This is a genomic window from Rhizobium sp. S163, from assembly GCF_030380805.1.
Taxonomy (GTDB): Bacteria; Pseudomonadota; Alphaproteobacteria; order Rhizobiales; family Rhizobiaceae; genus Rhizobium.
Genome location: NZ_JAUDSA010000036.1, coordinates 123,672 through 149,702, shown reverse-complemented (window position 1 = coordinate 149,702; position 26,031 = coordinate 123,672). Strand labels below are relative to the sequence as shown.

Genomic DNA, 26,031 nt, shown 5'->3' with positions numbered 1-26,031 from the left:
GCAGCCCCCTCATCCGGCTGCCGCCACCTTCTCCCCGTTGGGGAGAAGAGACTCGGAGCAGGCCACTCGCGCCAACCTCCCCTTCTCCCCAACGGGGAGAAGGTGCCCGTAGGGCGGATGAGGGGGCCACGCGGCACGACGTCAACCTCACAAAACCCATCCCCATCAAACATCCCCCCGGAACAAGGACCTAGCACCCCATGCCCTTCGCTTCCGGCGTAACCCTCACCGCCACAGGCGCCACCTTCGTCGTCCGCTCAAGCGAGGCCACGAAGCTCCACCTCTGCCTCTTCGACCAGACCGGCCGCGAGACCGACCGCCTGCCGATGACCCGAGGCGAAGACGACCTCCACCACCTCTTCGTCGAAGGCATCGCGCCCGGCGCCCGCTACGGCTACCGCGCCGAAGGCACCTACGCCCCCGACGACGGCCTCTGGTTCGACCCCGCCAAACTCCTGGTCGACCCCTACGCGAAAGAGCTCGACCGCCCCTTCCGCTACGACCCGCTGCTCTCGAAATTCGGCGCCGACACGCAACACCTCGTCCCCCGAGCGATCGTCACCCGCGACACCGCCATCAAGCCCGCGGCCCCCGTCTTCCGACCCGGCGGCTTTATCTACGAGGTCGCGGTCCGCCCCTTCACCATGCTGCACCCGGATGTGCCGGAAGCACAGCGCGGCACCATCGCGGCCCTCGCCCACCCCTCGATCATCGCCCACCTGAAGCGCATCGGCGTCGACGCCATCGAGTTGATGCCCATCACCGCCTGGATCGACGAGCGCCACCTTCCCCCGCTTGGCCTCACCAACGGCTGGGGCTACAACCCCGTCGTTTTCATGGCGCTCGACCCGCGCCTCGCCCCCGGCGGCATCGCCGAGTTGCGCGACACCGTCGCCAAGCTCCACGAGCAGGGCATCGGCGTCATCCTCGACCTCGTCTTCAACCACACCGGCGAGAGCGACCGCTTCGGCCCGACGCTCTCCATGCGCGGCCTAGACAACCGCTCCATGCTGCGCCACGTCCCCGGCCAACCCGGCACGCTCGTCAACGACACCGGCACCGGCAACACGGTCGCCTGCGACCACCCCTATGTCAGGCAGCTGATTATCGACACGCTCCGCCATTTCGTTCTCCACGCCGGCATCGACGGCTTCCGCTTCGACCTCGCGCCGATCATCGGCCGCACCGCCACGGGCTTCGAGGCACACGGCGAAACACTGAAGGGAATGCTGGAAGACGACGTCCTGCGCGACCGCATCATGATCGCCGAACCCTGGGATATCGGCCCCGGCGGCTACCAGCTCGGCAACTTCCCCGCCCCCTTCCTCGAATGGAACGACCGCGCCCGCGACGACCTCAGATGCTACTGGCGCGGCGACCACTACAAGACCGGCGCGCTGGCATCGGCACTATCAGGCTCCTCCGACATCTTCGCCCGCAACAACGCCACCGCCACCCGCAGCGTCAACTTCCTCGCCGCCCATGACGGCTTCACGCTCAACGACCTCGTCTCCTACGCCGGCAAGCACAACGAGGCCAACGGCGAGGACAACCGCGACGGCCACAACGAGAACCACTCCTGGAACAACGGCACTGAGGGCGAGACCAGCGATCCCGCGATCATCGCCCGCCGCCGCGCCGACCTGAAGGCCCTCATCTCCACGCTATTCGCGACGCGCGGCACCGTGATGCTGACGGCAGGCGACGAAGGCGGACGCAGCCAGCGCGGCAACAACAATGCCTATTGCCAGGACAACGCCATCACTTGGGTCGACTGGGCCTCCCTCGACGAAGATCTGATCGCCCACACCGCCTTCGTCTTAAAGCTACGCAAGCGCTTCAGCGTCTTCTCGCAATTCGCCTTCTTCAAGGGCGACGGCGACGTCACGTGGATCGCGCCCTCAGGCCAGCCGATGAGCGTCTCGGATTGGGAGACACCTGACTTCGCCACGCTCGGCATGATCCTTGAAACCGACGACGCAAAAACCGGCAAACAGATCAGGCTGGCACTCCTCTTCAACCGTGCCCAATCCGAACAGACGTTTTCGCTGCCCGCCGATGCTACATGGCGTCAGGTTGACGAAAATGAAGGCTCCGAGCCGCAGAACCAGGCGCGCGTACCGGCCCGATCCGTTTCTTTTCTTGTAGGAAATTGACGCGCCCGTAAGTTGTACTAATATCCTTGTCGTAATTGTCACGAAGCCATTGTAAGTCTTTTCGAAGCAGCTTTTTTCAAGAGGAATTGATGGTCAAGGAAATCTCGCTCGCGGATGTCCGCGGGCTGGTCGGCACGGAAGCCGGCCTTTCTGATTGGATCGTCGTCGATCAGACGATGATCAATGCCTTCGCCGACGCCACCCACGACCACCAGTTCATCCATGTCGATCCGGCCCGCGCCGCCGACAGCCCCTTTGGCGGTACGATCGCCCATGGCTTCCTGACGCTCTCGCTGCTGTCGGCGATGAACTACGACTGCCTGCCCAAGGTGCGCGAGCAGACCATGGGCATCAACTACGGCTTCGACACCGTCCGCTTCGTCGCCCCGGTCAAATCCGGCGCCCGCATCCGCGGCCACTTCGTGCTGGCCGAAGCCCGCTTCCGCGGCGGCGGCATGCTGATGACCACCTACGACGTCACCATCGAGATCGAAAACGAACGCAAGCCGGCGCTGACGGCACGCTGGACGACGATCATCCAATTCGACCCGAAGGATCGGCCGGAGGACCATTAGGCGGGGCCATATAGCGCGCGGAGGGCGGCGATGAGCTTGGTTGAGAATGAACAGATCAAGCTCCTGGCCAACGCGCTGGACCGGGCATCCACCGCCTGTTTCACCGTCGGCATCGTCACGCCGATCGCCGGCGTGCTCTACGGGATCGGCAATTTCATTCAGATATATAGCTGGTGGCTTGCCAGCTACTTCGCAGGTTGGCTTTTGCTCGCCGCGATATTACATTCTTTGGCGAGAAGAACGCTGAAGGGGCTCAGACCATGAATACTGGTGCCTTATTCTTCATCTCATTCGGCCTCCCGGCCATTATCGCCATCCTCGCCTATGCTGCGGTTCTGTGGCACGAGCGCGAGTGGCGCAAGCATCGCGATCAGCCGGGCGAGTAGTAGTCTACCGATAAGACACGTTCTGAATGGGATCGATCGATGAGCGATTGGACATTTGCTTTTGTCGTCACACCGGCAGTCGTGATCGTACTCGGCTACATCGCCATGCGCTTGCACATGTGGGACATCAAGCGTCATCATAACGAGCCGGGCGAGTAGATCAGCTAAGGCAAAGCCCGCCGAGCCTTGAGCCAGCTGCTTTGCAGATTGGCTTTTGTCGCCGCGCTATTAAATTCTCTGGCCAGAACGTTGAAAGGGCTCAGACCATGAATACTGGCGCCTTATTCTTCATCTCATTCGGCCTGCCCGCCATCATCGCGGCCCTCGCCTATATCGCCTTCCTGCTGCACGAACGCGAATGGCGCAAGCATCGCGATCAGCCGGGCGAGTAGCCAACCCTAGCGAGCATTCACCTGAAACACACCCAAAAGCTGAAGTCGCCTTTTCCACGCGGATCGACTATACTGAGCACATGGCAAAATCCTCGGCACAATCGGCTGTTATCGTTCGCGACGCAAAGACCGGAAAAACCGTCACCGTGCGTGGTGCCGGCGCTTTGAAGGATAGCGACCTGAAGATTCGGAAGGACGTCGATCTGACCAAGCCGATCTCATCGCAAGCCTTGAAAGATCGGCGAAAGTGATGCTGGCGATGGCATCGACTGGCTACGTCGACGTTATCAATTGCTGATGCGGTTGGCGTCGCCTGTCGGTCCTCAGGGCCTTGGGCATAACCAAAACCAAATCGGGGACGGCGCGCTGGCACCGTCCCCGATCGCATAATCACAACACGGCGAAGCTCAGTGCCCCGCATCCTCGGCGCCCTCGGCGAGCAGGCCGAAGACGAAGTCCGCGAAGGATCGCCAGCATTCCACCCGGAACGTATCCTCCTCGGTGCGGAAGAGCACGATCTCGGCTTTGCCGAACAGCGTGCGCGAGCAGGCGCCGACGGGGAAGGCTTCGAGCGACAGGTCCTGCGGGCAGCCGGTGGAGATCGTCGTTTCGGCGCCCGGGCCGGAGACGATGATCGCGACGTTGCGGTGCGAGACATCGGTTGCCGAATGCACGACGCCCACGTCCTTCAGCGCGCCCATCATGTCGGCGCCGCTTTCGTCGATGACCAGCCATTCGTCCGGCCCGAGCCAGAGTGCGGCGCGGCCGCCCTTGCGGCCCAAGGTCTTCGGCGCGTCGGGAACGGTGACGCCTAGCGCAGAGGAGATAGCCGAAAGCGATTCCGCCGGCGCACGCAGTGCCACGCGCGTGGCGTGAGGTGCTGCCGTCAGCCGTACGCTGGCGGAGCCGCCCTGCTTGCCCGTGAGAACGGATGTGCGAACTGCCGTATCAGCCATTGATGCGGCCTCCTTCCTTGTCAAAGAACACCATATCCGTCACCTCGACCGCGATCGTCTTGTCGGGCATTGGCACGTAGAGCGTCTCGCCCATCCGCTTGCGGCCACCGGCGACCAGCGCGAACGCGATCGACTTTCCGAGGTTTTCCGACCAGTAGGAGGAGGTGACGTGACCCAGCATCGTCATCGGCTTCGGCTCGTTCGGGTTGGCGACGACCTGCGCGCCCTCTTCGAGCACCAGCGTCGGATCCTTGGTGACGAGGCCGACCAGCTGCTTGCGGCCTTCCTTGACGAGATCCGGCCGCTTCAGGCCGCGAATGCCGACGAAGTCGGTCTTCTTCTTCGAGACCGCCCAGTTGAGGCCGGCATCGTCAGGGGTGACGGTGCCATCCGTGTCCTGGCCGACAATGATATAGCCCTTCTCGGCGCGAAGAACGTGCATCGTCTCCGTGCCGTAGACGCAGGCGCCAAGCGGCTCGGCATTGGCCCAGACGGCTTCGAGAACCGACTGGCCGTAATCGGCCGGCACGTTGATTTCAAAGCCGGTCTCGCCGGTGAACGACACGCGGAAGAGACGGGCCGGAACGCCCATGACCGTGCACTCGGCAACGCTCATATGCGGGAAGGCCTCGTTGGAGATATCGACGCCGTCCACCAGCGGCGCGATGATCTCGCGCGCCTTCGGACCCTGCACGGCGATGACCGCCCACTGCTCGGTCACAGACGTCAGCCACACCTTCAGATGCGGGAATTCGGTCTGCAGATAGTCTTCCATGTGGTTCAAGACGCGCGGTGCGCCGCCCGTCGTCGTCGTCACGTGGAAGCGATCGTCGGCCAGACGCCCGACGACGCCGTCGTCATAAACGAAGCCATCGTCGCGGGTCATGATGCCGTAGCGGCACTTGCCCGGCTTCAGCGTGTCCCAGGCGTTGGTATACATCAGGTTCATGAACTCGGCGGCATCGGGCCCTACGACCTCGATCTTGCCGAGCGTCGAGGCATCGAACACGCCGGCCACATCGCGCGCCGTCTTGCATTCGCGCGCCACCGCCTGGTGCATCGTCTCGCCGGCGCGCGGGTAGAACCACGCGCGCTTCCAGTTTCCGACATCCTCGAACACGGCGCCCTGGGCTTCTTCCCACTGGTGCAGCGGCGTCTTGCGCGTCGGATCGAACAGCTCGCCACGCGAATGCGCGATCAGCGTGCCGTAGGTCACCGGCGTATAGGGCGCGCGGAAGGTGGTGAGGCCGACCTGCGGGATCTCCTTGCCCAGCATCTCGGCGGCAATCGCCAGACCGTGCATGTTGGAGAGCTTGCCCTGGTCGGACGCCATGCCGTTGGTGGTGAAGCGCTTGATGTGCTCGATCGAGTGCATCCCCTCGCGCACGGCAAGGCGGATATCCTTGGCGCAGACGTCGTGCTGGAAATCGATGAACGCCTTGGCGCTGGTCTCCGGACCCGCCCCTTCGGCCGCACCGATCATCCCGCCGGTCCACTGATGCGCCTGCTCGGCCGAGATGCTGATCTTGCCGGCGGACGCCTTGCCGGCGGCCTGCGCCATCAGCTCGCCCGCAGCCAACGATTCCTCGATCGTGCGCTGCAGGTCGTCGGTGCCGTTGCAGGCGCCGACGGAGAGGCAATCCTGGGCATAGGTGCCGGGCAGGAAGCGCTGCGTTTCCGGCTCGAACTTCACCTTGCCGCGCGACTGCGAGAACAGGTGCACGGAAGGCGTCCAGCCGGCCGAAACGAGCAGCGCATCGACCGCGATCTTGCGCGGCGAGCCGCCGCCGTTGCGGGCAACGGTCATCGACGAGATGCGCAGCTTGCCGGATGTGTTGATAACCGACTGGCCAGAGAGAACATCGATGCCGAGCGAACGGGCCTCGGCCAACACGGCCGCACCCGGCGTCTGCCGGCAATCCACGATCGCCGCGATCTCGACGCCCGCGCGCTTCAGGTCGAAGGCCGCCTCATAGGCCGAGTCGTGCGCGGTATAGACGCCGACCTTCTGGCCGACGGCAACGCCGTACTGGTTGAGGTACATGCGCGCGGCGGACGCGAGCATGATGCCCGGACGGTCGTTGTTCGGGAACACCATGTGGCGCTCGATGGCGCCATTGGCGAGGATGACGCGCTTGGCACGCAGCTGCCACAGACGCTCGCGCGGCAGGTGGCGGCTCGGGTTGGCGATATGGTCGGTCACGCGCTCGGCAAGGCCGACGAAATTGTGGTTGTAATAGCCGAATGCGGTGGTGCGGGTCAGCACCTGCACATTGTCCATCGCCTTCAGAGCCGCAACCGTCTTCTGCGCCCACTCGTAGCCGGAAAGGCCGTCGATCGTCACGCCGCTATCGTAGCGCAGCGCGCCGCCGACATCGGCCTGCTCGTCGCAGAGGATGACCTTGGCGCCGGTCTGCGCCGCGGCCAGTGCAGCCGAAAGACCGGCCACGCCGGCGCCGACGACGAGCACGTCGCAATGCGCGTAGCGGCCGGCATAGTGATCCGGATCGGCTTCCTTCGGCGCAACGCCGAGGCCGGCCGCGCGGCGGATAATCGGCTCATAGAGGCTCTTCCAGGCGGCCTTCGGCCACATGAAAGTCTTGTAGTAGAAGCCGGCCGCGAAGAAGGGCGAGAGCAGGTTGTTGATGCCGCCGATATCGAAGGAGAGCGACGGGAAGCGGTTCTGCGATTCGACGATCATGCCGTCGAACACTTCCTGCACCGTGGCGCGCACGTTCGGCTGCTTGCGGGCGGCGTCACGCGACACGTCGATCAGCGCGTTCGGCTCCTCGGCACCGGATGACAGGATGCCGCGCGGGCGGTGATACTTGAACGAGCGGCCGACCAGATGGATGTTGTTGGCAATCAGCGCCGAGGCGACGGTGTCACCCTCAAGCGCCGTATAGGTCTTGCCGTCGAAGGTGAAGCGCGCGGTCTTGGCGGGCGTCAGGCGGCCCTTGCCTGAAATACGGTTCGCAGCGCTCATTTCGCTTCTCCTTCGAGCTGCTCATACGTCTCGACGGGAGCATGGGGCGCAGCCGCAGCACCGATATCGGGCTTCGGCTCGCCGGCCTTGTACGTCATGATGAATTTGTCGCTGATCGTGTCGCGCGCCGCGTTGAAGAAGCGGCCGCATCCGTGCTGGTGGCGCCAGCGTTCGAAGATCAGCCCCTTCGGGTTGTCGCGCAGGAAGAAGAACTCCTCGAACTGTTCGTCGGAGATCTCGGCGATATTGGTCGGGCGGGCGATATGCGCATCGCCGGCGCCGCGGAATTCGAGCTCGGAGCGCTCTTCCTGACAGTATGGGCAATAGATAAGAAGCATGATGTCCTCGTGTCAGTGCGCGACGGCTGCGGCGGCGGCTTCGTCGATCAGACGGCCGGTGCGGAAGCGGTCCAGCGTCAGGCCGGCATTGAACTTGTGCGCCTCGTCGCGGGCAATGAGGTGCGCGAAGAGATTGGCCGAGCCCGGCGTCGCCTTGAAGCCGCCGGTGCCCCAGCCGCAGTTGACGTAGAGCCCCGGAACCGGCGTCTTCGACTGGATGGCAGAACGATCCGGCGTGTTGTCGACGATACCGCCCCACTGGCGCATCATCTTGACGCGGCGGAACATCGGGAAGAGCTCGCAGATGGCATCGAGCGTATGCGTGATGATCTGCAGGCCGCCGGTCTGGCTGTAGGAATTGTACTGGTCGGTGCCGGCGCCGATGACGAGCTCGCCCTTGTCGGACTGCGAGATATAGGCATGCACCGTGTTGGACATGACCACGCAGGGGAAGATCGGCTTCAGCGGTTCCGATACCAGCGCCTGCAGCGGGCTCGATTGCAGCGGCACGCGCACATCGGCCATTTTCATGACCGTAGTCGTGTGGCCGGCGGCAGAGACACCGACCTTCTTGGCGCCGATGAAGCCGCGCGATGTCTCGACACCGGTGACGCGCCCGTCGGGGCCGCGGCGGATGCCGGTCACTTCGCAGTTCTGGATGATGTGGACGCCGCGATCGGACGCCGCACGCGCATAGCCCCAGGCAACCGCATCGTGGCGCGCCGTGCCGCCGCGGCGCTGCAGGGCAGCGCCATTGATCGGATAGCGAGCGCTGGCGGAGATATCGAGCGGCGGACAATAAGCCTTGGCCTGTTCCGGCGTCAGCCATTCATTGTCGATGCCGTAGAGACGGTTGGCATGGATATGGCGCTTGAAGGACTGCTGGTCGTGCACATTGTGCGACAGCATCATCACGCCGCGCGGCGAGTACATGACATTGTAGTTGAGATCCTGCGAGAGGTTCTCCCAGAGCTTCATCGAATGCTCATAGATGTGCATGCTCTCTTCATAGAGATAGTTCGAGCGGATGATGGTCGTGTTACGGCCGGTATTGCCGCCGCCGAGCCAGCCCTTTTCGAGCACCGCGACATTGGTGATGCCGTGCTCCTTGGCCAGATAATAGGCCGCGCCCAGGCCATGTCCGCCGCCACCGATGATGATGACGTCGTATTCGGCGCGCGGCTCCGGCGACGTCCATTGCTTGTCCCAGCCCTTGTGGCCCCTCAGAGCCTCACGTGCCACGGCAAAAACCGAATATCTGCGCATCCGCCTTCATCTCCTTGCGGGGAAAATCCCCTGTCGTCGGCCATACAAATCGCAAATCGAAATGCGGCACAACGTTTCTTTTGCGACGCCGATGCGCTTTTGTTTTGACACGCGCGCGATTGCGGCGGATGCGACGGATGAACTTGACCGGACGAACGAGATGACACCGAAATAGCAATGTCGTGATCTGGGCACAAACGTCCGGCTCCGCCCTTGATCGGGCTTTGAAGCGCGTGCTAGTCGCGCCGCATGGCAAAGCTACTCCCCCAGATGGGCCTCGCCCTTTTCGCGATCTCGGCCCTTTCGACCAACGCGCTCGCGCTCGACGGCAGAACGATCACCCAGATTAAGAAGCTCACCCCGGCAGATCAACTCGACCAGCGTTGCGACATCGAGGCGATGGATCGCCTGCAGGCAGACAAGGTCATCTCCTACACCTTCTCGCATCCCAAGCGCACGGCGGTGCATGTCGATGCCGATGGCGCGGTGTTCCGCCGCAACGGCGATTGGTATCGCCTGTCCTATGCCTGCACGACAAGCCCCGACCACCTGTCCATCGTCGCCTTCGCCTTCAAGCGCGGCGCGATCATCGCCCGCAAGGACTGGACGCGCTACTATCTTTATCCATAAGCGACTGACATCGCTTGCGGTTGCAATCGCCGCCCCCTCGCCTAGCTTCCCTTATAGCTCACGCCGCAGCCAACCGGGCCGGCATGACGAGAAAGGGAGGCAAGGCATGTGCCGGAACATCAAACCCCTGTTCAATTTCGACCCGCCGGCAACGGACGCGGAAATCCATGATGCGGCGCTCCAGTTCGTGCGCAAGCTGAGCGGCACCAACAAGCCGTCCAAACGCAACGAGGAAGCCTTCGAGGCCGCCGTTTCGTCGATCGCGGCCTGCGCCCGAGAGCTCCTGGACACGCTGGAGACCTCTCAACCGCCGCGCGACCGCGAGGAAGTGGCCGCCAAGGCGCGGGCGAAATCAGCACTTCGGTTCGCATGAAGGAGACCGGACGCGTGGCAGTCAAGCGCATGGACAATGTCGGCATCGTCGTCGACGATCTCGATGAGACGATCGATTTCTTCCGCGAACTCGGCCTCGAACTCGAGGGCAGGACCATGGTCGAGGGCGAGTGGGCCGGACGCATCACCGGGCTCTGCGACCAGCAAGTCGAGATCGCCATGATGCGCACGCCGGATGGCCACAGCCGCCTCGAACTCTCCCGCTTCATCTCGCCTGAAATCATCGCCGATCACCGCGACGCCCCGGTCAACGCTCTCGGCTATCTCCGCGTCATGTTCGCCGTCGATGACATCGATGACACGCTCGAACGCCTCGGCAAACGCGGCGCCTGGCTCGAAGGCGAACTGGTGCAGTACAAGGACGCCTATCGGCTCTGCTACATCAGGGGTCCGGGCGGGCTGTTGATCGGTCTTGCGCAGGAACTGGACTGAACGCACGGCAGTCGATTTCCGCACAGAGCCGTCTGCGCCCTCAAGCCGGCCACTCCCCTCACCCTCCCGGCGTCCACCGCACCTCCGAAACCTCGCGCGCCACATCCGCAATCAGCGAGCGCAGCCAGCGGTGGGCCGGGTCGTTGCGGTGGCGGACGTGCCAGGCGAGATCGACTGGGAAGCTGCCGAGATCGACGGGCGCCGGCACGATCTTCAGCCTGGGGTCGGCCGCCAGGTGCCGGCAGATCAGCCTCGGCAGCGTCGCGCAATAGTCGGTGACCGCGATCATCTCCGGCACGGCCAGGAAATGCGTCACCGACACCGCCACCTCGCGCCGTAGCCCGCGTTGCTCCAGCGCCTGGAACAGCCCTACGCGCAAGCGGCCATGGGGCACGACATTCACATGCCGCATACGCTCGTACTGCTCCTTCGACAGGCTATCGGAGACCTCTGGATGATCGACCCTGATCACACAGGCGAGCCCTTCATCCATCAGATGCTGCACCACCAGATTGTCCGGCGGCTCGACGATGCGGCCGAGCACCATCGCCGTCGTGCCCGACATGACACCGGTCTCGATGAGGTCGTTGCCATAGGGCGTCAGCCGAAGCCTGATCCCCGGCGCCGTCTCGCGCAGCTTGGCGACGATGGCGGGCATCAGCACATATTCGACATAGCTGTTGGGCGCGATGGTGAAGGAGAGATCGGCCTCCGCGGGATCGAACTCCTGTTGCCCGAGCACCGCCCCATCGATTGCCGCCAGCGCGGTGGCGATGACAGGCGCCAGCTCCAGCGCCATCTGCGTCGGCTGCATCCCATAGCGCTCGCGCACGAAAAGCGGATCGCGCATGACGACGCGCAGCCGCGCCAGCGCATTGGAGAGCGCCGGCTGGGTAATGCCCAGGCGGTCGGCGGCGCGCGTGACATTGCGCTCTTCCATCAGGGTCACAAAGACGGGCAGCAGATTGAGGTCGTATCGCATGCAGTTATAATGCACGGTGAATATCTAGGATCAAACAAATAAATTTCTGAAATATCGCTGCCGAGTGCATGATCCCCTCATCGAAGGCCGACACAGTCTGGCTGAAACAAGGAGAACGATCATGAGTGAGAACATCAAGGGTAAAGTCGTACTCATCACCGGTGGCAGCACCGGCCTCGGCGCTGAAACCGCGCGCTATCTGGCAGCCAACGGCGCCCGCGTCGCGATCGCCGCCCGCCGCAAGGACAAGCTGGATGACGTCGTCGCCGAAATCACCAAGGCCGGCGGCGAAGCCCGCGCCTACCAGCTCGACGTCGTCGACAAGAACCAGGTCAAGCAGGTCACCGACGCCGTGATCGCCGATTTCGGCACGCTGGATGTGCTGATCAACAATGCCGGCATCATGCCGATCCGTCCGATGGCCGAGGTCAACACCGAGGAATGGGACGCGATGATCGACGTCAACATCAAGGGCACGCTCTATGGCATCGCCGCCGCCCTGCCCTTCTTCCTGGAAAAGAGCCGCGGCCACATCATCAACCTGAGCTCGGTTGCCGGCATCAAGGTCTTCGCGCCTGGTGGCACCGTCTATTCCGGCACCAAGTTCGCCGTCCGCGCCATTTCCGACGGCCTGCGCCAGGAAGTCGGCTTCAAGGTTCGCGTCACCTCGATCGAGCCCGGCGCCGTCGACAGCGATCTCAAGCACAACACCACGGGCACCGCGCAATCGACCGTGCTCGATTTCTACAAGATGGCCATTCCGGCAAGCGCCGTCGCCCGTGCCATCGCCTACGCCATTTCACAGCCTGACGATGTCGACATCAACGAGATCGTCCTGCGCCCGACCGCCCAGGAATTCTGAGCTATATAATGATGTGACGATGCAGCGGCTCGCCTCTCCGGAAAGGAGCGGCGAGCCGTTTCCGTTTCTCAGTTCGTCAGCCGGCTCATCGTCTTCGTCGCCGCCTCGCCGATGGAGCTGAACGCCGCCGTCAGCGCATCCATCGTGTTCGGCTCGTAATAATTGGCATCGGTGGAGGCGCAGAATTTCAAGAGCGCCTTGCCCTTGTCCGGTGCCATGAACGCCACCGTATAGATCTTGATGCCGGCCGCCTTGGCGTTCGTGCATTCGTCGCGCACCGATTGGTCGAGCTTGCTCACCCAGCTGCCGGTATCCCCGGTCATGTCGCCGTCGGTCATCAAGATGATTATGCGGTCGGAATTGGTATTGTCCCTCTTTTTCTGCTCGACGCTTTCCGTGTCGGTGCCATATTGATTCTTGGCGATGTTGGCGTTCGCCGCCTTCATCGCCGCCGTGGCGTCCGTCCCATTGTTCTTTTCGATCGTTATGCCGCTTACGTGACCCCGGGCGCTCGTCGTGCCCCAGGCCATCGGCGATTGTCCCTTGATACTGCTGGTATAGGAAATCGCGCCGCTGCGGACATAGCGAGCGTTCGGATCGTACTTGTCGAGCGAATCGAACAGCTTGCCCGCGGCGATCTTCAGCGCGTCGATCTTGGTGTAATAGGCAGGCTGCGTGCCGATGCAGATGCCGAGCAGGTAGATCGCGCACTTCGTGCCGTTCTGTGTTGTCGTATCCTCGGACATCGAGGTCGATGCATCGAGAAGCACCTCGATCGAGATTCCGTTCTTCGTCGTTCCCGTGCCGCTGGTGCTCTTGCTGGCGGCCGACACGGTCTTCGTATTGCCGGCGATGAGAGCGCTGAGCGGCGTCAGCGTCACCGGCATCGAGGCGGCCACGCCTACCACGAAGCTTTTTCCGGACGAAGTGGTCGTCGTCGTGATCGAGACCGTGCCCGCATTCTTCGCGGCCGCAGCCGCCGTGCTGCCGGCAATGCTGGCCACCTGGCCGGAGAGAAAATCGAGCCCCAGCGTCTTGCCTGATGTCTCGTCGGCGGTTCCCTTCATAAGCGCGGTCGAGACTGCAAGCGCCGATGCATCCGTCGCTTCCTGCAATTGACGCTGCGACAGGGAGAGGTTTGCGGTATCGACCGCCAGCCCCGCCACACCGACGAGAATAGGCAGCACGAGCGCGGTGGTGATGCCGAAGTTTCCATCCCGGCACCTCAGGAGACGCTTTATCTCTTGAACGTACAGCATGCTCAAAAACGAGCACGCGGCGCAAAAGTGCCATCGCACGTTGAATCGCACTTAACCGGAGGTAAGCCTACCAAGAAGTCCGGGTCATTTTAGAACAGAGGAATAAACCACAGGTCGGCGACACAGACCCAAAGGGGCCCGATGCCGATGTGCACAATCAACCGATTGTCGGGGAGGAATGACGCGTGCCCGATCGGGGGCACCAAGATCAGGAGGACGCCGTCTTGGACGTTGCCCGCTTTTTCTTCACGGGTTCGGCCTCAGGCGGGGCCTCGGCAGCGCGTTGCAGGCGGAGAGCCTTGAGCTTCTCCGTCTTCAATTCGCGAGCCGCGGCCTCGGCTGAAATGATCGCACGGGCCGTCGTGTCGGTCACGACAGCCTTATCGCGAGACGAGAGCTTGGCCTGATTGAAGAATTCATTGTCTGAAGTCATCTGTGCTCTCTACATCTAAGCGTTGGGCCAGCCTTTAGCGGGCCGGACGCACGGCCTTCTTCGGTGCAGGAAGCAGGCCTTCGCGCTGCAGCTTCTTGCGGGTCAGCTTGCGCTGGCGGCGAACGGCTTCTGCCTTTTCGCGCACGCGCTTTTCCGACGGCTTTTCATAGGCGCTGCGCGCCTTGAATTCGCGGAAGAGACCTTCGCGCTGCATCTTCTTCTTCAGGACGCGGAGCGCCTGGTCGACATTGTTATCCCTGACGAGAACCTGCAAATTGTATTCCTTTCTTGCGGCAACGAATTGCCGGTTTGTGACGAGCCGAAAACTGTTTCCCGCCCTTGGCGCCATAAGCGAGGCCGGGATGTCTTGACGGCAATCGTCGCGGTTTCGTGTCTGGCATCGAGGATGCCGGCTAAGTGGTGCCGAAATCGCCGCCGGCAATTTCGACAATCGAGACCAAGGCCCCGAAACGGTCTGTACTGCTGCGCCGGAGGATCGAAATCCTGAGGCGACCGGCAAAAAGCCGATCCTCGCAGCGATACCAATGATCACTTCCAATGCGAGGCATTTCCCGACAATTGCGTGCCGGGCATGATCGATTTTGAGAGGAGATCTGACGGAGCGATTGGGCTCTTTGACAAAGGTCACAAGCAATAGTCGATGGCGCAATTATAGTGCAAACGACAGCCGATGCAAGGAACGAACCGGAATTAGCCGCCAAGCCCTGCCGCCACGGGGCTTTCGGGCGTCGCATGGGGCACTTGTGGCGCGATGCGAGGGGGAAAATACCTTTTGCGCCAATGCGAGCCTGGATTGCAGGGTTTTTTCGGCTGAAACCCGCTGATCCATATGGACTTCAGCCAAGTGATCTGCTATCCCGCACACCAATCGCGAGGCGCTGCCGCGCGGAATGAACATTTTTTGCCTCTGTCATTGGGATGACCCAGGCATCAACCGAACCAAAGGAACGTGATTCTCGTGCAGGTACTCGTCCGCGACAACAATGTTGACCAGGCTCTCCGCGCTCTCAAGAAGAAAATGCAGCGCGAAGGCATTTTCCGCGAAATGAAGATGCGCGACTACTACGAAAAGCCTTCGGAAAAGCGCGCTCGCGAAAAGGCCGAAGCTGTTCGTCGCGTTCGCAAGCTGGCCCGCAAGCGCCTTCAGCGCGAAAGCGGCGTTGCTCCGTCGCGTGGAGCTTCTTCCTCGCGCTAAGGCGTTCCCGTCGTTATTTCGACGTTTTCAGATGCATGTTGGCGGGGGCGATCTGGTCGCCACCGCCTTTTTTGTTTGCTGCTTAGCCTGCCCGTCTCAAGACCGGCCGGCCGTAATGGGGAAAACGAGCCCGCATGGCTGATACGATGTTGAATGCCCGATCCTTGCGTTCGTCGACGAAAATGACCGCCCTGCCCGTGCTGGCGCTGGTCGCCGCTCTCGGCCTCGCCGGCTGCACCACGAACAGCACTTCCGATGCCGTCATCCGCATCGACAAGGCCCAGGGCTCGCAGGAAAACATCGCATCGCTGACGTCGGTCATCAACGCCAACCCGCGTGATCCCGAAGGCTACAACGTTCGCGGTTCCGCCTATGGTCGCGGCGGCGATTTCCGCGCGGCGCTGAACGATTTCAACACCGCCCTGCAGATCAATCCGAAGTTCTACCAGGCCTACGCCAACCGCGCGCTCGTTTACCGCAACATGGGCCAGCAGCAGCAGGCGATCCAGGATTACAACGCGGCGCTGCAGATCAACCCGAACTACGACGTGGCTCTGATCGGTCGCGGCAACGTCTACCGCACCGCCGGCCAGGACGATGCCGCCTTCAACGATTTCAACAAGGCGATCCAGAACGGCACCACCGACGGCCGCGCCTACCACAATCGCGGCCTGATCTTCCAGAAGCGCAACCAGCAGGACAAGGCGATCGACGATTTCTCCAAGGCGATCTCGCTGTCGCCGAACTCGCCGGAGCCCTATAACGGCCGCGGCATCTCCTACATCGCGCTCAACGACGACGACAACGCCTTCGCCGACTTCAACCACGCGATCGAGCTGAACGGCAACATCGCCGAGAGCTGGGCCAACCAGGCGCTGGTCTACGAGCGCCGCGGCGACAAGCAGAAGGCTGCCCGCTCCTATCGCCACGCCATCGGCCTCAGCCCGAAATACCAGCCTGCCAAGGACGGCCTCGCCCGCGTCAGCGCCGCCGGCTGATCAAACCTAACTTCGGAGGACGACGATGGCTGCCAAACCGCATGTGATCGTCGTCGGCGCCGGCATCATCGGCGCCTCCATCGCCTGGCATCTGGCCCGCGACGGCGCCAAGGTCACCGTCGTCGCCGAGGACAATGGCGGCGTCGCCACCCCCTGCTCCTTCTCCTGGATCAACGCCAGCTGGGGCAATCCCGAATTCTATTATCGCTTCCGCCGCCGCTCTATGGCCGAGTGGAAGAGATTGGCTGGCGAGCTGCCCGGCCTGCCGCTCGAATGGTGCGGCAGCCTCTCATGGGACCTGCCGCCGGAGCGGCTGGAAGCTTTCATCGCCGAGCATGGCGCCTGGGGCTACGGCATAGAACGCGTCGATGGCGATGCGATCCGTAAGCGCGAGCCTCATCTCGCCAATCATCCCGAACATGCCGTGGTCGTTGCCGAGGAAGGCGCCGTCGAGCCTGTCGCCGCTGCCCGCATGATGCTCGCCGATGCCAAGACGCGCGGCGCGACCGTGATCGACGCCGCCGTGCGCGGGCTGCTGCGCACCGGCGAGCGTATCTCCGGCGTGGTCACCTCGGCGGGCGTGATGGAGGCCGACCATGTCGCGCTCGCATCCGGCGCCGGTACCGCACCCTTGACCGCAAGCATCGGCATCACGCTTCAGATCGAAACGCCCGCCGGCCTCATCGTCCACTCCCGCCCGCATGCAAGGCTATTGAACGGCCTCGTCATGGCGCCGGAACTGCACATGCGCCAGACCGCTGAAGGCCGCATCATCGCCGGCAGCGATTTCGGCGGCGCCCAGCCGGGCGAAGACCAGCATGCGACGGCGCAAGCCCTGTTCGCCAAGGTGAAGGCCTCACTTGCCGACAGCCAGTCGCTCGCCATGGACTTCTTCACCGTCGGCTACCGCCCGACGCCGAAGGACGGTTTTCCTGTTATCGGCGATGTCTGCGACGGCCTCTATATCGCCGTCATGCACTCCGGCGTGACGCTGACGCCGCTCGCCGGGATGCTCGCCTCCAGCGAGATTTTGCAGGGCGAGAACGATCCGATGCTCACGCCCTTCCGGCCCACCCGCTTCCTCTGACACCCTAAAGCACACTTTCCGACAAATGCCCTTGGGCATGTTTTAGTGTGTTGCAACCATTTCCCCCTGCCCCTAACATGCCCTGGGTCGATAGCAGGCTATTGGGAGTAAAAAGGCGCGTTGAGGGCGGATGTCGTGATTGAAGTCTTTGCTGTTCCCGGTTGGAAACGTGCGTCCCCGCCCATCCTCTTGCCCTGCGAGCGATGCCGGTGCCGATGAAGCGTAGCCTGCGGTTTTTCCCCAAGGCATCGATAGGTACCTACCTGATCGCGATGGCCGTTGCCGTGGCGCTCCCCATCTTCGCGTTGGTGGCGCTGCTGCTTGGCCAGCTGGAAGACAGCCAGCGTTCGATCCTGAAGCGCGAGACCGCGCAGGACGCCACCGCCCTTGCCCGCACCGTCGACCGCCAGCTGCAGGACATGGCGACAACGCTGCGGCTGCTCTCGACCTCCCCCGAACTCGAGCACGACGATTTCGCCGCCTTCCACAACCGCACCGAAACCGCGATGCGCGCCGATACGCTCTATGTGCTGGCGGTGGACAAATCGGGCCAGCTGCTGCTCAACACCCGCGTCGATTACGGCACGCCGCTCGGCAAGGTGGGCAACATGCCATCTGTCGAATCGGTGATACGCTCGGGCCGCATCGAGGCATCCGACGTCTTCATGGGCCGCACCAGCAGCGAGTGGGTCTATAACGTCGCCATGCCCGTCAAGATCGGCGACGTCGCCGCGCTGATCATCACGCAGAATGCAAAGGACCTCGCCAAGATGGTCTCGACGGAAGGATTGGCGGCCGATTGGTCGGCGGCGATCCTCGATCAGAGCGGCCATGTGGTCGCCTCCGCCGGCGCCACCAATCTCGCCTTCGGCAGGCCTTTCGACCCCCGCATCCTCCCTGAGCTGATCAATTCAAGCGGCGTCTACGAAGACAGCGTCATCATGCCGAAGGCCTTGCTCGGCTATGCGCAGATCCCCGGCTGGTCGTGGAAGGCCGTGGTCTGGGGACCGGTCGCCACCGCCCAGGCCTCGATCCTCACGACTTGGCGGTTCCTGATCATCGGCGGCATCGCGCTGCTTTTGGTCGCCATCTTCGGCGCCTATATCGTTGCCCGCCAGGTGCGCACCACCATCCGCGCCATCGCCGATATGGCCAACCGCATGGGCGAAGGCCACATCGTCGCGCCGATCGAAACCAGCGTGATCGAGGCCAACCGCGTGGCCGTGGCGCTCTCCAACGCCTCCTTCGACCGCAGCCAGACGGAAGACCGGCTGCATTTCGTCATGAACGAACTCGTCCACCGCACCAAGAACCTGCTTGCGCTCGCCCAGGCGATGATGCGCCAGATCGCCCGGCAGGCTAGCTCGGTCGAGGAATACCAGGCTGCCGTCGCCGATCGCCTCGAGGGGTTGGCGCGCTCCATCCAGCTTCTGACCAGCGAGCAATGGGCAGGCGCATCGCTGCGCCGCGTCATCGATATCCACCTCGAAGCCTTCCCGCACGCCCTGCAGCAGATCGAGGTGACCGGCACCGATTTCATGCTGAAGCCCGAGGCCGTGCAGAACCTCGGCCTCACCCTGCATGAGCTCGCCACCAACTCGATCAAGTACGGTGCGCTCTCGGTCCCTCAGGGCCGCGTCCGGCTTTACTGGCAGAGCATCCAGGAAGACGAGCACACCGAAGAGATGCTGCGCGTCGTCTGGGACGAGCGAAACGGCCCGCCTGTCACAGCACCCGAGCGCTCCGGCTTCGGCACGACAGTCATCAAGAACCACGCCGCCGCCGCCTTCAGCGGCAGCGTCCACGTCGACTTCCGCCCGGAAGGCCTGCGCTGGGAACTGACGGCCCCGCGCCGCGTGCTGCAGCGCGACTGAAGCCCGACTGTACACAGCCTCAAAGGCGGATCGGCATGATGTTCCGGATCCGCGCATCGCGCAGATAGAGGCCACCCCACGCCAGCACGCCGAGCATCAGACATATCAGCTGCGGCGGCGAGAATATCTCGCCGAGCCGGAAGTGAATGCTGATCGCTCCGCCGAGAAACCCCGTTATCATGACGGCGCCGAGCGCAGCCGTTGCCGGAATGGCGTAAAGCACCACGCAGACAAGGATGATAAGCCCGAGCGTGGTCGCAAGTTCGGGCGGGAAGCCCGATGCTGCCATATCGGTCGCCAGCATCTGCGGCGCAAACAGGTTGATGCCGGCATCGGCAAGCAACGCCACGCAAACAAGCGCGCTCAAGCCCCACCCAGCAATGACACTGAAGATAGAGACTTCACGATCCATGTGTAAAAGCCATCTGTGACACCCATCAAAACCGAGTTGCTTTGCAAGGAATGCACTTGAACGATGCCGCGATGACGAATGAAACCGCATGTTGCAATAATTGGCAAGCAAATACACGCGCAAAGGCGGGAAACGCATTCCCGCCCTGCTCTCGATACGTCGATCTGATGTCGGTGGCTGATTAGCGCAGCAGCACGAGGCCGGCGATGAAGACGATCAGCAGCACCACGATGCCGCCGAGCAGGCCGGCGCCGGCGAAGAAGCCGGCGGTCATGCCGAGCAGCAGCGCGATCAGAAACAGCGTGCCGAACTTCGCGGCCGCCAGGAACATGTTGTAGGTCTGCTCGTGCGCTGGATAGTCCATCGGCGCGCCGACTTCGGCGGGTCCGGTATTGTGCTCGGCCATGCTTGTCATCTCCCTGAAACCCCGGCCCGCATCACGATGCGGCCGCATGACTTTCTCATCCACGCGCTCCCACGCGCAAATGTCCCGCTAGAGGAATTACACAAAGCCTTCAAAAGCGCAATGCATGAGAATGCCGCGGCCACGCGGCGTTCCCATGCATCGTGTTGGATTGCCTCAGAGCGGCAGATCGGTGCCGAACTGGCCCGCGGGCACGAAGCGCGCCGTCGGAATGATGGTCAGCGGCGGCAGCGTGTCGTTCGGGTTGCGCGAGAACATCATCCGCTGTTCGCTGGCGCTGGAGATGAAGAACGGATAGCGCGTCAAAAGCTTGCGCCCGACCTCGATCACGTTGGTCGCCATCAGCGTCATGTCGATGCCGTAGTTCTTGGCCAGCTGGCCGGGCACGATGGTGTCGGCATAGAAGACGCGCTTGTAGAAGGCGGCATGCGGCGGCCGGCAGAACTGCAGCACCCGGCTGGCGCGGAAATAGGCCGCGGCGACGATCGACGGACGCAGCGTGAGATAGGGGATCCAGGAGAGATCCGCCGTCATCTCTGGATCGGCGGCGAAGCGTGCCGGGTCGATCAGCGTCAGCCCTGCATCGAGCATCGCGTCCATCGCCCAGGGGAATGCCCCGCCCGATTGGCTGAGCCGATGGTCGGGTGTCACATAATGGATCCGGACGGTGCTGACCATCTCCCCATAATAGTACAGTCCGAAAACATAGGCATGGCTGTCGAAATCGCTGTCGTCGAGCAGACCCTTGGGGGCCAGCGCCAGCACGTCGTGCGCCTTGTAGGCCTTGTAGCGCAGGCGTTCCACCTGTGCCAGGTCCTCGTTGCTTTCAACGCGGCGGTATTCGACATTATCGAGAACTTCAAGAATCTTGCGGCTGAAATCACTTACGTTGGAATGTGATCCTGACATTTTGCCCGTCCGTTCGTTAACGGCTTATTAATCATACGATTACGGCCCGGAACGCAAGATTTTAAGATAAATTTAATCGTATTTAAGTTGCTAAGGTTAACGTGCCGCAATCATTAAGAAATGACTAAAAAGCCGCCCGGTTGCAAAGCGGACGGCGTCAGCGGCGATCAGAAGTGGTGAGATGATGGATCAGGCGACGTTGTTGCGGCGGCGCGGCACCGGCGTACGGCGGCCAATCGCCTCCTGCAGCAGCGCGATGTTCTGCGACGGCACTGGCGGCGAGAAGACGTAGCCCTGGACGAGATCGGTCGCCCGGTACTTGTTGAGCAACGCCAGCTGCTCGGTGGTCTCGACACCTTCGGTGACGATCTTGAGCCCAAGTTCGCGGGCTAGGTTGACCGTCCCGCGCAGAAGCTTCAGACGACGGCCGTCCTCCACGATATTGCGCAGGAACGAGCGGTCGATCTTGATGATGTCGAGCGGCAGCGTATCGAGGTAGCTGAGGCTGGAGAAGCCGGTGCCGAAATCGTCGATCGCGATGGTGATGCCGCTGTTGCGCAGCTCCGCCAGGATGGCGCGCACGGCAGCCGGCTCGTCGATCAGGCAGCTCTCGGTGATTTCGAGGTGCAGCCGATCCGGGCTCAGGCCGGAATTCTTCAGCGCTTGCGAGACGACGGCGAGAATATCGTTGTCGCGCAGGTCGCGCGCCGAAAGGTTGACGGAGACCGCGATGTGATCCGGCCACGTCATGCAATCCATGCAGGCCTTCATCAGGATGAAGCGCGTGATATCGGAGATGATGCCCATGTCCTCGGCAAGACGAATGAACACATCCGGCGGAATGGCCCCCTTCTCCGGATGCACCCAGCGCGCCAGCGCCTCGGCGCATTCGATGCGCGAGCCATCGGCCTTGAACATCGGCTGGTAGGCAATGTTGAGCCCGCCGGCGGCCACCGCCTCGCGCAGGTCCGCCTTCAGCTTCTGCTTTTCGATATAGCGGCCGTCCATCTCGCGCTCGAAGCCGGAAATCCCGCCGCGCTCCTTGGACTTGCTCTCGAACAGCGCGAGATCGGCCTTGATGCTCCATTCGTCCATCGCGAAGGCATCGCTTTCGAGGATGGCGAAACCGGCCGAGAGCGACACCAGGAAGGTGACGTCGTCGGCCTCGTAATTCCCCTGGATTTCGGCATGCACACGGCGGATCTCCGCATCCATCGCTTCCGCATCCTTGGCGTGCGGGAAGAACAGGATGAACTGGTCGCCCATCAGGCGGCCGACGATCGCCTTGCGCGAGCGCTCCTCGATGCGGTTGGCAATGGCGCAGAGCAGCCGGTCGCCGGTGATGTGGCCGCGCATGTCGTTGACATGCTTGAACTCGTCGATGTCGAGAACCATGAAGCCGAGCGGGCCGCGCTTCTTCGGATGCTTGTTCAGGTAATCCTGGACGAGGTGGCTGAAATATTCGCGGTTCGGCAGGCCCGTCAGTGCGTCGTAGCGCACCATGTGCAGGATCTTCTGCTCGGCCTTCACGCGGCTCGACACATCCTCGAAGATCAGCACGGCGCCGCCATCTGCGCGGCGGCTGGCGGAGAACTCGAGCGACAGGTCTTCCGGAAAATGGATGAGCATGCGCGACAGCTTGCCCTCGGCGACATGCGTCATCTGCCTGAGGATGAGCTCAGGCTGCGAGGAATCCATGAAATTGTAGCGCGCGCCATAGCGCAGCACGGCACCGAGATCGCGGTCCTTCAACCGGTCCGGCGCACCGATCTTCAGGAGTTCGCATGCCTTGCGGTTCACCACCTGGATACGGTTTTCGGCGTCCACCATGACAAGCCCGTGCGGCATGTTGTTGAGCGCGGTGTCGAACCGGTCGGCGATCGAGGTGATCTCGCGCCGCGCGATGACGTTCTCGTAAAGAAACTCGCGCACGCCGTTGGCCATTGCCCGGGTGGTCAGCCAGAAGGGAACGAGGAAGATGGACAGGATGCCGCGATAGAAATCCATCGCCATCAGGCTGCAGATGATCATCGGCAGGCAGCAGGAGAAGGTCTGCAGGTCGACTGCCATGCGCGACCCGTAGTTGCGCCCGACGACGGAGACCATGGTCGCCATCGTCACCGAGATGCTGGCGAGCTCCGAGAAGCTGTCGTGCACCATGAAGATCGCATAGCCGCTGCAGATGCCGAGCAGCGTCGTCGTGCAGGCAGCCCCCGCGACCAGGATCCGCTCCCAATGCTCGATGCCGGCATGCGTCAGCGTCTGCTTGTCGACGCGGTCGAACTGGCGGAAAATGATCATGCGTGCGCAGAAGACGAGGAGAAAGCCCGCGGCAAGCCAGAGGTAGAGGGTGGTGCCGGTCTTGAAGGCAATGGCCAGGCAGGTCGCGATGTGAACGATGACACCGGCGAGCAGCGTCATGCGGTTTCCCGAGAGGGAACTCACAAACGAGAGATATACATCCGTAGGGACCCTGCTCGGGCTATCTGGCTTCATCCAATATTTTCCCTGTACCGCAGCACCCTACCGCCAACCCTTTAAAAATTGATTTCAGGTCACCCACACATTTTGTTGATTTTTCTACAATCTTAGCGAGAACAAGAGCAGGAATCGGCAGTTTTTGCAGCTTCACGGGGATGTTTCACAATGAGGCGGCCCATCCACAGGTTGTCGTCTTTGCAGCCGGCAAGTGCGGCTGGCGGTTCGCCCGCGATATAAGACTATAATCCAACATCCGGGCTTTCCGCTTCCAATTTCAGGGTCCCTGATCTACCACTTGAGGTGGGAGAGCATGGGGTAAAACCCATGAAATAGGAGGGGGAAAGGCATGCCGGTTTTTCTAGCCGCCAGCCGGCTGATCGATGCTGTCAGCCAGTTCATGGGCAAGCTGTCCGAATATATGGTGCTGTTCTGTTGCCTGATCAGCGCCGCCAACGCGCTGATCCGCTACACCTTCAACTACAGCTCCAACGGCTGGCTCGAGATCCAGTGGTATCTCTTCGCCTTCGTGGTCGTGCTCGGTGCCGCCCACACGCTCAGAATGAACGAGCATGTCCGCGTCGACCTGATCTACGGCTCGGTGTCGGACCGGGCGCGGCTGTGGATCGATACGATCGGCCTGATCGTCTTCCTGCTTCCGGCCTGCATCTTCCTCACCTGGCTCTGCTGGCCCTTCTTCTGGCTCTCCTATGTCCAGCACGAGGTCTCCTCCAATGCCGGCGGGCTGATCCGCTGGCCGGTCAAGCTCATCCTGGTCGCGGGCTTCGGCCTTTTGACGCTGCAGGGTCTCTCCGAGCTGATCAAGCGCATCGCCGCGCTGACGGGTCATTTGGTCGTCGAGACCAAATACGAAAAGCCGCTGCAGTAACCGCGACCGGGAGGAAAGCCATTGTTCGATTTCGGCATCATTCCGCCGGCCATGTTCGTGGGCATGGTCCTGTTCATGCTCTACGGTTTCCCGGTCGCCTTTTCGCTGGCCGCCGTCGGCCTGTTCTTCGGCATCATCGGCGTCGCCACCGGCCATTTCAGCGAGGCCTTCCTGCAGGCGCTCCCATTGCGCTTCTTCGGCATCGTCTCCAACGATCTCCTGCTCGCCATCCCCTTCTTCACCTTCATGGGCGCCATCCTGGAGCGCTGCGGCCTGGCGGAAGATCTGCTCGAGGGCATGGGCAAGCTCTTCGGCCGCATCCCCGGCGGCCTCGCCTATGCCGTCATCCTCGTCGGCGCGGTGCTCGGCGCCATCACCGGAACGGTCGCCGCCTCCGTCATCACCATGGGCGTCATCTCGCTGCCGATCATGCTGCGCTACGGCTATAGCCCGAGGCTCGCCACCGGTGTCATCGCCGCATCCGGCACCATCACCCAGGTCATCCCGCCCTCGCTCGTCCTCGTCGTTCTCGCCGACCAGCTCGGCAAGTCCGTGGGCGACATGTATCTCGGCGCCATCGGCCCCTCGATCCTGCAGGTGGCGATCTTCATGATCTACATCCTGATCCTGTCGATCGTGAAGCCGGCCTCCGTGCCGCCGCTGCCAAAGGAGGTGCGCGGCGATTTCACCTGGGCGCTGCTCTTCAAGGTGCTGTCGGGCATGGTGCCCTCGATCGTGCTGATCTTCCTCGTCCTCGGCACCATCTTCATGGGGCTCGCGACCCCCACCGAAGCCGGCGCGCTTGGCGTCGTCGGCGCCATGGCGCTCGCCGCCATGCATCGCCGCCTGACCTGGCCGCTGATGCAGGAGGCGATGCGCTCCACCATGCACATCACGTCCATGGTGGTGATGATCCTGATCGGCTCCACCTGCTTCAGCCTCGTCTTTCAGGGCATGGACGGCTCGCGCTGGATAGAGCACATGCTCTCGGGCATACCCGGCGGGCCGGTGGGCTTCCTGATCTTCGTCAACATCTTCATCTTCGTGCTCGCCTTCTTCCTCGATTTCTTCGAGATCGCCTTCATCGTCATCCCGATGCTGGCCCCGGTCGCCTCCGCGCTCGGCATCGACCTGATCTGGTTCGGCGTCCTGATCTGCGTCAACATGCAGACGAGCTTCATGCACCCGCCCTTCGGCTTCGCGCTCTTCTATCTCCGCTCGATCGCCGACCGCAGCGTCAAGACCTCCGACATCTACATGGGCGCCCTGCCCTGGGTCGGCATGCAGCTCATCCTCGTTGCCATCGTGATCTTCTGGCCGCAATCGGTGACCTATTGGCTGAAGAAGGGTCCGGAGGTGGATCTCAACACGATCAAGATCGAGGTCCCCGGCTTTGGCGGCAACGGGCTTGGATTGCCGCCGATGGGCACCCCACCCGGCATGCCCGGCCTGTCGCTGCCGCCGATGAATGGATTGCCGGGGCAACCGCCGGCGCAGGTGAAGCCCGCGCAGCCGGATTTGAGCCAGCCGCCGGTGATCAAGTAGGCCAATAAGAAAGTCCCCTCCCCAACCCCTCCCCACAAGGGGGAGGGGCTAACCTAGGCTCAACGCCTTGGCAAAAAGGGGGCTAACGGTGAGCGAAAACGGCGCAACACGTTAAGCCCCTCCCCCTTGTGGGGAGGGGTTTGGGGCGGGGTC

At 62.6% G+C, this 26,031-nt stretch carries 29 protein-coding genes; 16 read left to right on the top strand and 13 right to left on the bottom strand.

What is annotated here, in order from left to right; genetic code table 11:
- Positions 1 to 200 precede the first annotated feature (200 nt).
- From glgX to QTL96_RS25795, 6 genes are all read left to right on the top strand, one after another.
- Positions 201 to 2,156: a glycogen debranching protein GlgX gene (glgX, locus tag QTL96_RS25820; protein ID WP_289729718.1), complete on the top strand. Its 1,956-nt coding sequence runs from the start codon at positions 201 to 203 to the stop codon at positions 2,154 to 2,156.
- A gap of 89 nt (positions 2,157 to 2,245) precedes the next feature.
- Positions 2,246 to 2,731: a MaoC family dehydratase gene (locus QTL96_RS25815; RefSeq protein ID WP_289729717.1), complete on the top strand. Its 486-nt coding sequence runs from the start codon at positions 2,246 to 2,248 to the stop codon at positions 2,729 to 2,731.
- 30 nt (positions 2,732 to 2,761) lie between these two features.
- Positions 2,762 to 2,995, top strand: a complete 234-nt coding sequence (locus tag QTL96_RS25810) for a hypothetical protein (RefSeq protein ID WP_113009263.1) — start codon at positions 2,762 to 2,764, stop codon at positions 2,993 to 2,995.
- Positions 2,992 to 3,117, top strand: a complete 126-nt coding sequence (locus QTL96_RS25805) for a hypothetical protein (protein WP_289729716.1) — start codon at positions 2,992 to 2,994, stop codon at positions 3,115 to 3,117. Before QTL96_RS25810 ends, QTL96_RS25805 begins: the two co-directional genes overlap by 4 nt.
- Positions 3,118 to 3,383: 266 nt before the next feature.
- Entirely contained in the window at positions 3,384 to 3,509 is a 126-nt protein-coding gene (locus QTL96_RS25800; protein ID WP_289729715.1) for a hypothetical protein, read from the top strand.
- Positions 3,476 to 3,760, top strand: a complete 285-nt coding sequence (locus QTL96_RS25795) for a hypothetical protein (RefSeq protein ID WP_289729714.1) — start codon at positions 3,476 to 3,478, stop codon at positions 3,758 to 3,760. Before QTL96_RS25800 ends, QTL96_RS25795 begins: the two co-directional genes overlap by 34 nt.
- A gap of 156 nt (positions 3,761 to 3,916) precedes the next feature.
- On the opposite strand, the gene QTL96_RS25790 is transcribed toward QTL96_RS25795, so the two are convergent.
- Genes QTL96_RS25790 through QTL96_RS25775 form a run of 4 tightly spaced genes read right to left on the bottom strand, consistent with a single transcriptional unit; the run spans position 3,917 to position 9,055 of the window.
- Entirely contained in the window at positions 3,917 to 4,465 is a 549-nt protein-coding gene (locus tag QTL96_RS25790; RefSeq protein ID WP_289729713.1) for a sarcosine oxidase subunit gamma, read from the bottom strand.
- Entirely contained in the window at positions 4,458 to 7,451 is a 2,994-nt protein-coding gene (locus QTL96_RS25785; protein ID WP_289729712.1) for a sarcosine oxidase subunit alpha, read from the bottom strand. Before QTL96_RS25785 ends, QTL96_RS25790 begins: the two co-directional genes overlap by 8 nt.
- On the bottom strand, positions 7,448 to 7,789 hold the full coding sequence (locus tag QTL96_RS25780) for a sarcosine oxidase subunit delta (RefSeq protein ID WP_016557053.1): 342 nt from the start codon (positions 7,787 to 7,789) through the stop codon (positions 7,448 to 7,450). Before QTL96_RS25780 ends, QTL96_RS25785 begins: the two co-directional genes overlap by 4 nt.
- 12 nt (positions 7,790 to 7,801) lie before the next feature.
- Positions 7,802 to 9,055: a sarcosine oxidase subunit beta family protein gene (locus QTL96_RS25775; protein ID WP_016557052.1), complete on the bottom strand. Its 1,254-nt coding sequence runs from the start codon at positions 9,053 to 9,055 to the stop codon at positions 7,802 to 7,804.
- 249 nt (positions 9,056 to 9,304) lie between these two features.
- Between QTL96_RS25775 and QTL96_RS25770 the strand changes: the two genes are divergently transcribed.
- The 3 genes from QTL96_RS25770 to QTL96_RS25760 all read left to right on the top strand — a co-directional run bounded on the left by QTL96_RS25770 (position 9,305) and on the right by QTL96_RS25760 (position 10,510).
- Positions 9,305 to 9,685: a DUF930 domain-containing protein gene (locus QTL96_RS25770; protein WP_112942849.1), complete on the top strand. Its 381-nt coding sequence runs from the start codon at positions 9,305 to 9,307 to the stop codon at positions 9,683 to 9,685.
- A gap of 106 nt (positions 9,686 to 9,791) precedes the next feature.
- Entirely contained in the window at positions 9,792 to 10,058 is a 267-nt protein-coding gene (locus QTL96_RS25765; protein WP_047509622.1) for a DUF2277 domain-containing protein, read from the top strand.
- 14 nt (positions 10,059 to 10,072) lie between these two features.
- A complete protein-coding gene (locus QTL96_RS25760) occupies positions 10,073 to 10,510 on the top strand; it encodes a VOC family protein (protein ID WP_289729711.1) in 438 nt (145 codons plus the stop codon).
- A gap of 58 nt (positions 10,511 to 10,568) precedes the next feature.
- Here QTL96_RS25760 and QTL96_RS25755 read toward each other — a convergent pair whose 3' ends face one another.
- Positions 10,569 to 11,492 (bottom strand): LysR substrate-binding domain-containing protein, encoded by a 924-nt coding sequence (locus QTL96_RS25755; RefSeq protein WP_289729710.1) that lies wholly within the window; start codon positions 11,490 to 11,492, stop codon positions 10,569 to 10,571.
- A gap of 121 nt (positions 11,493 to 11,613) precedes the next feature.
- Here QTL96_RS25755 and QTL96_RS25750 point away from each other — a divergent pair, with 121 nt between their 5' ends.
- Positions 11,614 to 12,354 carry an SDR family oxidoreductase gene (locus tag QTL96_RS25750; protein ID WP_289729709.1) on the top strand — a complete coding sequence of 247 codons (741 nt, stop codon included), beginning with the start codon at positions 11,614 to 11,616 and terminating at the stop codon, positions 12,352 to 12,354.
- 68 nt (positions 12,355 to 12,422) lie between these two features.
- Here the strand turns inward: QTL96_RS25750 and QTL96_RS25745 are convergent, their stop codons facing one another.
- The 3 genes from QTL96_RS25745 to rpsU (QTL96_RS25735) form a co-directional block, all read right to left on the bottom strand.
- The gene (locus QTL96_RS25745; RefSeq protein WP_289729708.1) at positions 12,423 to 13,613 is read right to left on the bottom strand and encodes a TadE/TadG family type IV pilus assembly protein; all 1,191 of its coding nucleotides are present in this window, start codon (positions 13,611 to 13,613) and stop codon (positions 12,423 to 12,425) included.
- Positions 13,614 to 13,821: 208 nt separating this feature from the next.
- Positions 13,822 to 14,046, bottom strand: a complete 225-nt coding sequence (locus QTL96_RS25740) for a hypothetical protein (protein ID WP_112982644.1) — start codon at positions 14,044 to 14,046, stop codon at positions 13,822 to 13,824.
- Between the two features lie 34 nt (positions 14,047 to 14,080).
- Positions 14,081 to 14,320 (bottom strand): 30S ribosomal protein S21, encoded by a 240-nt coding sequence (rpsU, locus tag QTL96_RS25735; RefSeq protein WP_018899825.1) that lies wholly within the window; start codon positions 14,318 to 14,320, stop codon positions 14,081 to 14,083.
- A 696-nt stretch (positions 14,321 to 15,016) separates the two neighbouring features.
- Here rpsU (QTL96_RS25735) and rpsU (QTL96_RS25730) point away from each other — a divergent pair.
- The 4 genes from rpsU (QTL96_RS25730) to QTL96_RS25715 all read left to right on the top strand — a co-directional run bounded on the left by rpsU (QTL96_RS25730) (position 15,017) and on the right by QTL96_RS25715 (position 19,221).
- Positions 15,017 to 15,262, top strand: a complete 246-nt coding sequence (gene rpsU, locus QTL96_RS25730; protein WP_113009254.1) for a 30S ribosomal protein S21 — start codon at positions 15,017 to 15,019, stop codon at positions 15,260 to 15,262.
- Positions 15,263 to 15,396: 134 nt separating this feature from the next.
- Positions 15,397 to 16,260, top strand: coding sequence for a tetratricopeptide repeat protein (locus QTL96_RS25725; RefSeq protein ID WP_113197885.1), 864 nt, complete (start codon positions 15,397 to 15,399; stop codon positions 16,258 to 16,260).
- 25 nt (positions 16,261 to 16,285) lie between these two features.
- Positions 16,286 to 17,347, top strand: a complete 1,062-nt coding sequence (locus tag QTL96_RS25720) for an FAD-dependent oxidoreductase (protein ID WP_289729707.1) — start codon at positions 16,286 to 16,288, stop codon at positions 17,345 to 17,347.
- A 215-nt stretch (positions 17,348 to 17,562) separates the two neighbouring features.
- Positions 17,563 to 19,221, top strand: coding sequence for a sensor histidine kinase (locus tag QTL96_RS25715; protein ID WP_289729706.1), 1,659 nt, complete (start codon positions 17,563 to 17,565; stop codon positions 19,219 to 19,221).
- A gap of 19 nt (positions 19,222 to 19,240) precedes the next feature.
- On the opposite strand, the gene QTL96_RS25710 is transcribed toward QTL96_RS25715, so the two are convergent.
- From QTL96_RS25710 to QTL96_RS25690, 5 genes are all read right to left on the bottom strand, one after another.
- Positions 19,241 to 19,588, bottom strand: coding sequence for a DoxX family protein (locus QTL96_RS25710; RefSeq protein ID WP_354669147.1), 348 nt, complete (start codon positions 19,586 to 19,588; stop codon positions 19,241 to 19,243).
- 226 nt (positions 19,589 to 19,814) lie between these two features.
- On the bottom strand, positions 19,815 to 20,039 hold the full coding sequence (locus QTL96_RS25705) for an aa3-type cytochrome c oxidase subunit IV (RefSeq protein ID WP_018899831.1): 225 nt from the start codon (positions 20,037 to 20,039) through the stop codon (positions 19,815 to 19,817).
- Positions 20,040 to 20,213: 174 nt separating this feature from the next.
- Positions 20,214 to 20,966 (bottom strand): hypothetical protein, encoded by a 753-nt coding sequence (locus QTL96_RS25700; protein WP_113009250.1) that lies wholly within the window; start codon positions 20,964 to 20,966, stop codon positions 20,214 to 20,216.
- Between the two features lie 189 nt (positions 20,967 to 21,155).
- Positions 21,156 to 23,462 carry an EAL domain-containing protein gene (locus QTL96_RS25695; protein WP_113009249.1) on the bottom strand — a complete coding sequence of 769 codons (2,307 nt, stop codon included), beginning with the start codon at positions 23,460 to 23,462 and terminating at the stop codon, positions 21,156 to 21,158.
- On the bottom strand, positions 23,449 to 23,598 hold the full coding sequence (locus tag QTL96_RS25690) for a hypothetical protein (protein ID WP_162725206.1): 150 nt from the start codon (positions 23,596 to 23,598) through the stop codon (positions 23,449 to 23,451). The genes QTL96_RS25695 and QTL96_RS25690 overlap by 14 nt, the downstream gene beginning before the upstream one ends.
- A gap of 195 nt (positions 23,599 to 23,793) precedes the next feature.
- Here QTL96_RS25690 and QTL96_RS25685 point away from each other — a divergent pair, with 195 nt between their 5' ends.
- Both QTL96_RS25685 and QTL96_RS25680 read left to right on the top strand, forming a co-directional pair.
- Positions 23,794 to 24,333 (top strand): TRAP transporter small permease subunit, encoded by a 540-nt coding sequence (locus tag QTL96_RS25685; protein WP_018899834.1) that lies wholly within the window; start codon positions 23,794 to 23,796, stop codon positions 24,331 to 24,333.
- Positions 24,334 to 24,354: 21 nt separating this feature from the next.
- Entirely contained in the window at positions 24,355 to 25,878 is a 1,524-nt protein-coding gene (locus QTL96_RS25680) for a TRAP transporter large permease subunit (RefSeq protein ID WP_289729704.1), read from the top strand.
- Positions 25,879 to 26,031 lie beyond the last annotated feature (153 nt).

Coding starts and splice junctions, on each gene's coding strand:
- QTL96_RS25705 (WP_018899831.1), bottom strand. CDS start 20,039: ATGGCCGAGCACAATACCGGACCCGCCGAAGTCGGCGCGCCGATGGAC.
- QTL96_RS25790 (WP_289729713.1), bottom strand. CDS start 4,465: ATGGCTGATACGGCAGTTCGCACATCCGTTCTCACGGGCAAGCAGGGC.
- QTL96_RS25740 (WP_112982644.1), bottom strand. CDS start 14,046: ATGACTTCAGACAATGAATTCTTCAATCAGGCCAAGCTCTCGTCTCGC.
- QTL96_RS25785 (WP_289729712.1), bottom strand. CDS start 7,451: ATGAGCGCTGCGAACCGTATTTCAGGCAAGGGCCGCCTGACGCCCGCC.
- QTL96_RS25715 (WP_289729706.1), top strand. CDS start 17,563: ATGAAGCGTAGCCTGCGGTTTTTCCCCAAGGCATCGATAGGTACCTAC.
- QTL96_RS25795 (WP_289729714.1), top strand. CDS start 3,476: ATGGCGCAAGCATCGCGATCAGCCGGGCGAGTAGCCAACCCTAGCGAG.
- QTL96_RS25700 (WP_113009250.1), bottom strand. CDS start 20,966: ATGTCAGGATCACATTCCAACGTAAGTGATTTCAGCCGCAAGATTCTT.
- QTL96_RS25720 (WP_289729707.1), top strand. CDS start 16,286: ATGGCTGCCAAACCGCATGTGATCGTCGTCGGCGCCGGCATCATCGGC.
- QTL96_RS25815 (WP_289729717.1), top strand. CDS start 2,246: ATGGTCAAGGAAATCTCGCTCGCGGATGTCCGCGGGCTGGTCGGCACG.
- QTL96_RS25755 (WP_289729710.1), bottom strand. CDS start 11,492: ATGCGATACGACCTCAATCTGCTGCCCGTCTTTGTGACCCTGATGGAA.
- QTL96_RS25765 (WP_047509622.1), top strand. CDS start 9,792: ATGTGCCGGAACATCAAACCCCTGTTCAATTTCGACCCGCCGGCAACG.
- QTL96_RS25805 (WP_289729716.1), top strand. CDS start 2,992: ATGAATACTGGTGCCTTATTCTTCATCTCATTCGGCCTCCCGGCCATT.
- QTL96_RS25800 (WP_289729715.1), top strand. CDS start 3,384: ATGAATACTGGCGCCTTATTCTTCATCTCATTCGGCCTGCCCGCCATC.
- QTL96_RS25725 (WP_113197885.1), top strand. CDS start 15,397: ATGGCTGATACGATGTTGAATGCCCGATCCTTGCGTTCGTCGACGAAA.
- QTL96_RS25780 (WP_016557053.1), bottom strand. CDS start 7,789: ATGCTTCTTATCTATTGCCCATACTGTCAGGAAGAGCGCTCCGAGCTC.
- glgX (WP_289729718.1), top strand. CDS start 201: ATGCCCTTCGCTTCCGGCGTAACCCTCACCGCCACAGGCGCCACCTTC.
- QTL96_RS25745 (WP_289729708.1), bottom strand. CDS start 13,613: ATGCTGTACGTTCAAGAGATAAAGCGTCTCCTGAGGTGCCGGGATGGA.
- QTL96_RS25750 (WP_289729709.1), top strand. CDS start 11,614: ATGAGTGAGAACATCAAGGGTAAAGTCGTACTCATCACCGGTGGCAGC.
- QTL96_RS25770 (WP_112942849.1), top strand. CDS start 9,305: ATGGCAAAGCTACTCCCCCAGATGGGCCTCGCCCTTTTCGCGATCTCG.
- QTL96_RS25685 (WP_018899834.1), top strand. CDS start 23,794: ATGCCGGTTTTTCTAGCCGCCAGCCGGCTGATCGATGCTGTCAGCCAG.
- QTL96_RS25775 (WP_016557052.1), bottom strand. CDS start 9,055: ATGCGCAGATATTCGGTTTTTGCCGTGGCACGTGAGGCTCTGAGGGGC.
- QTL96_RS25695 (WP_113009249.1), bottom strand. CDS start 23,462: ATGAAGCCAGATAGCCCGAGCAGGGTCCCTACGGATGTATATCTCTCG.
- QTL96_RS25810 (WP_113009263.1), top strand. CDS start 2,762: ATGAGCTTGGTTGAGAATGAACAGATCAAGCTCCTGGCCAACGCGCTG.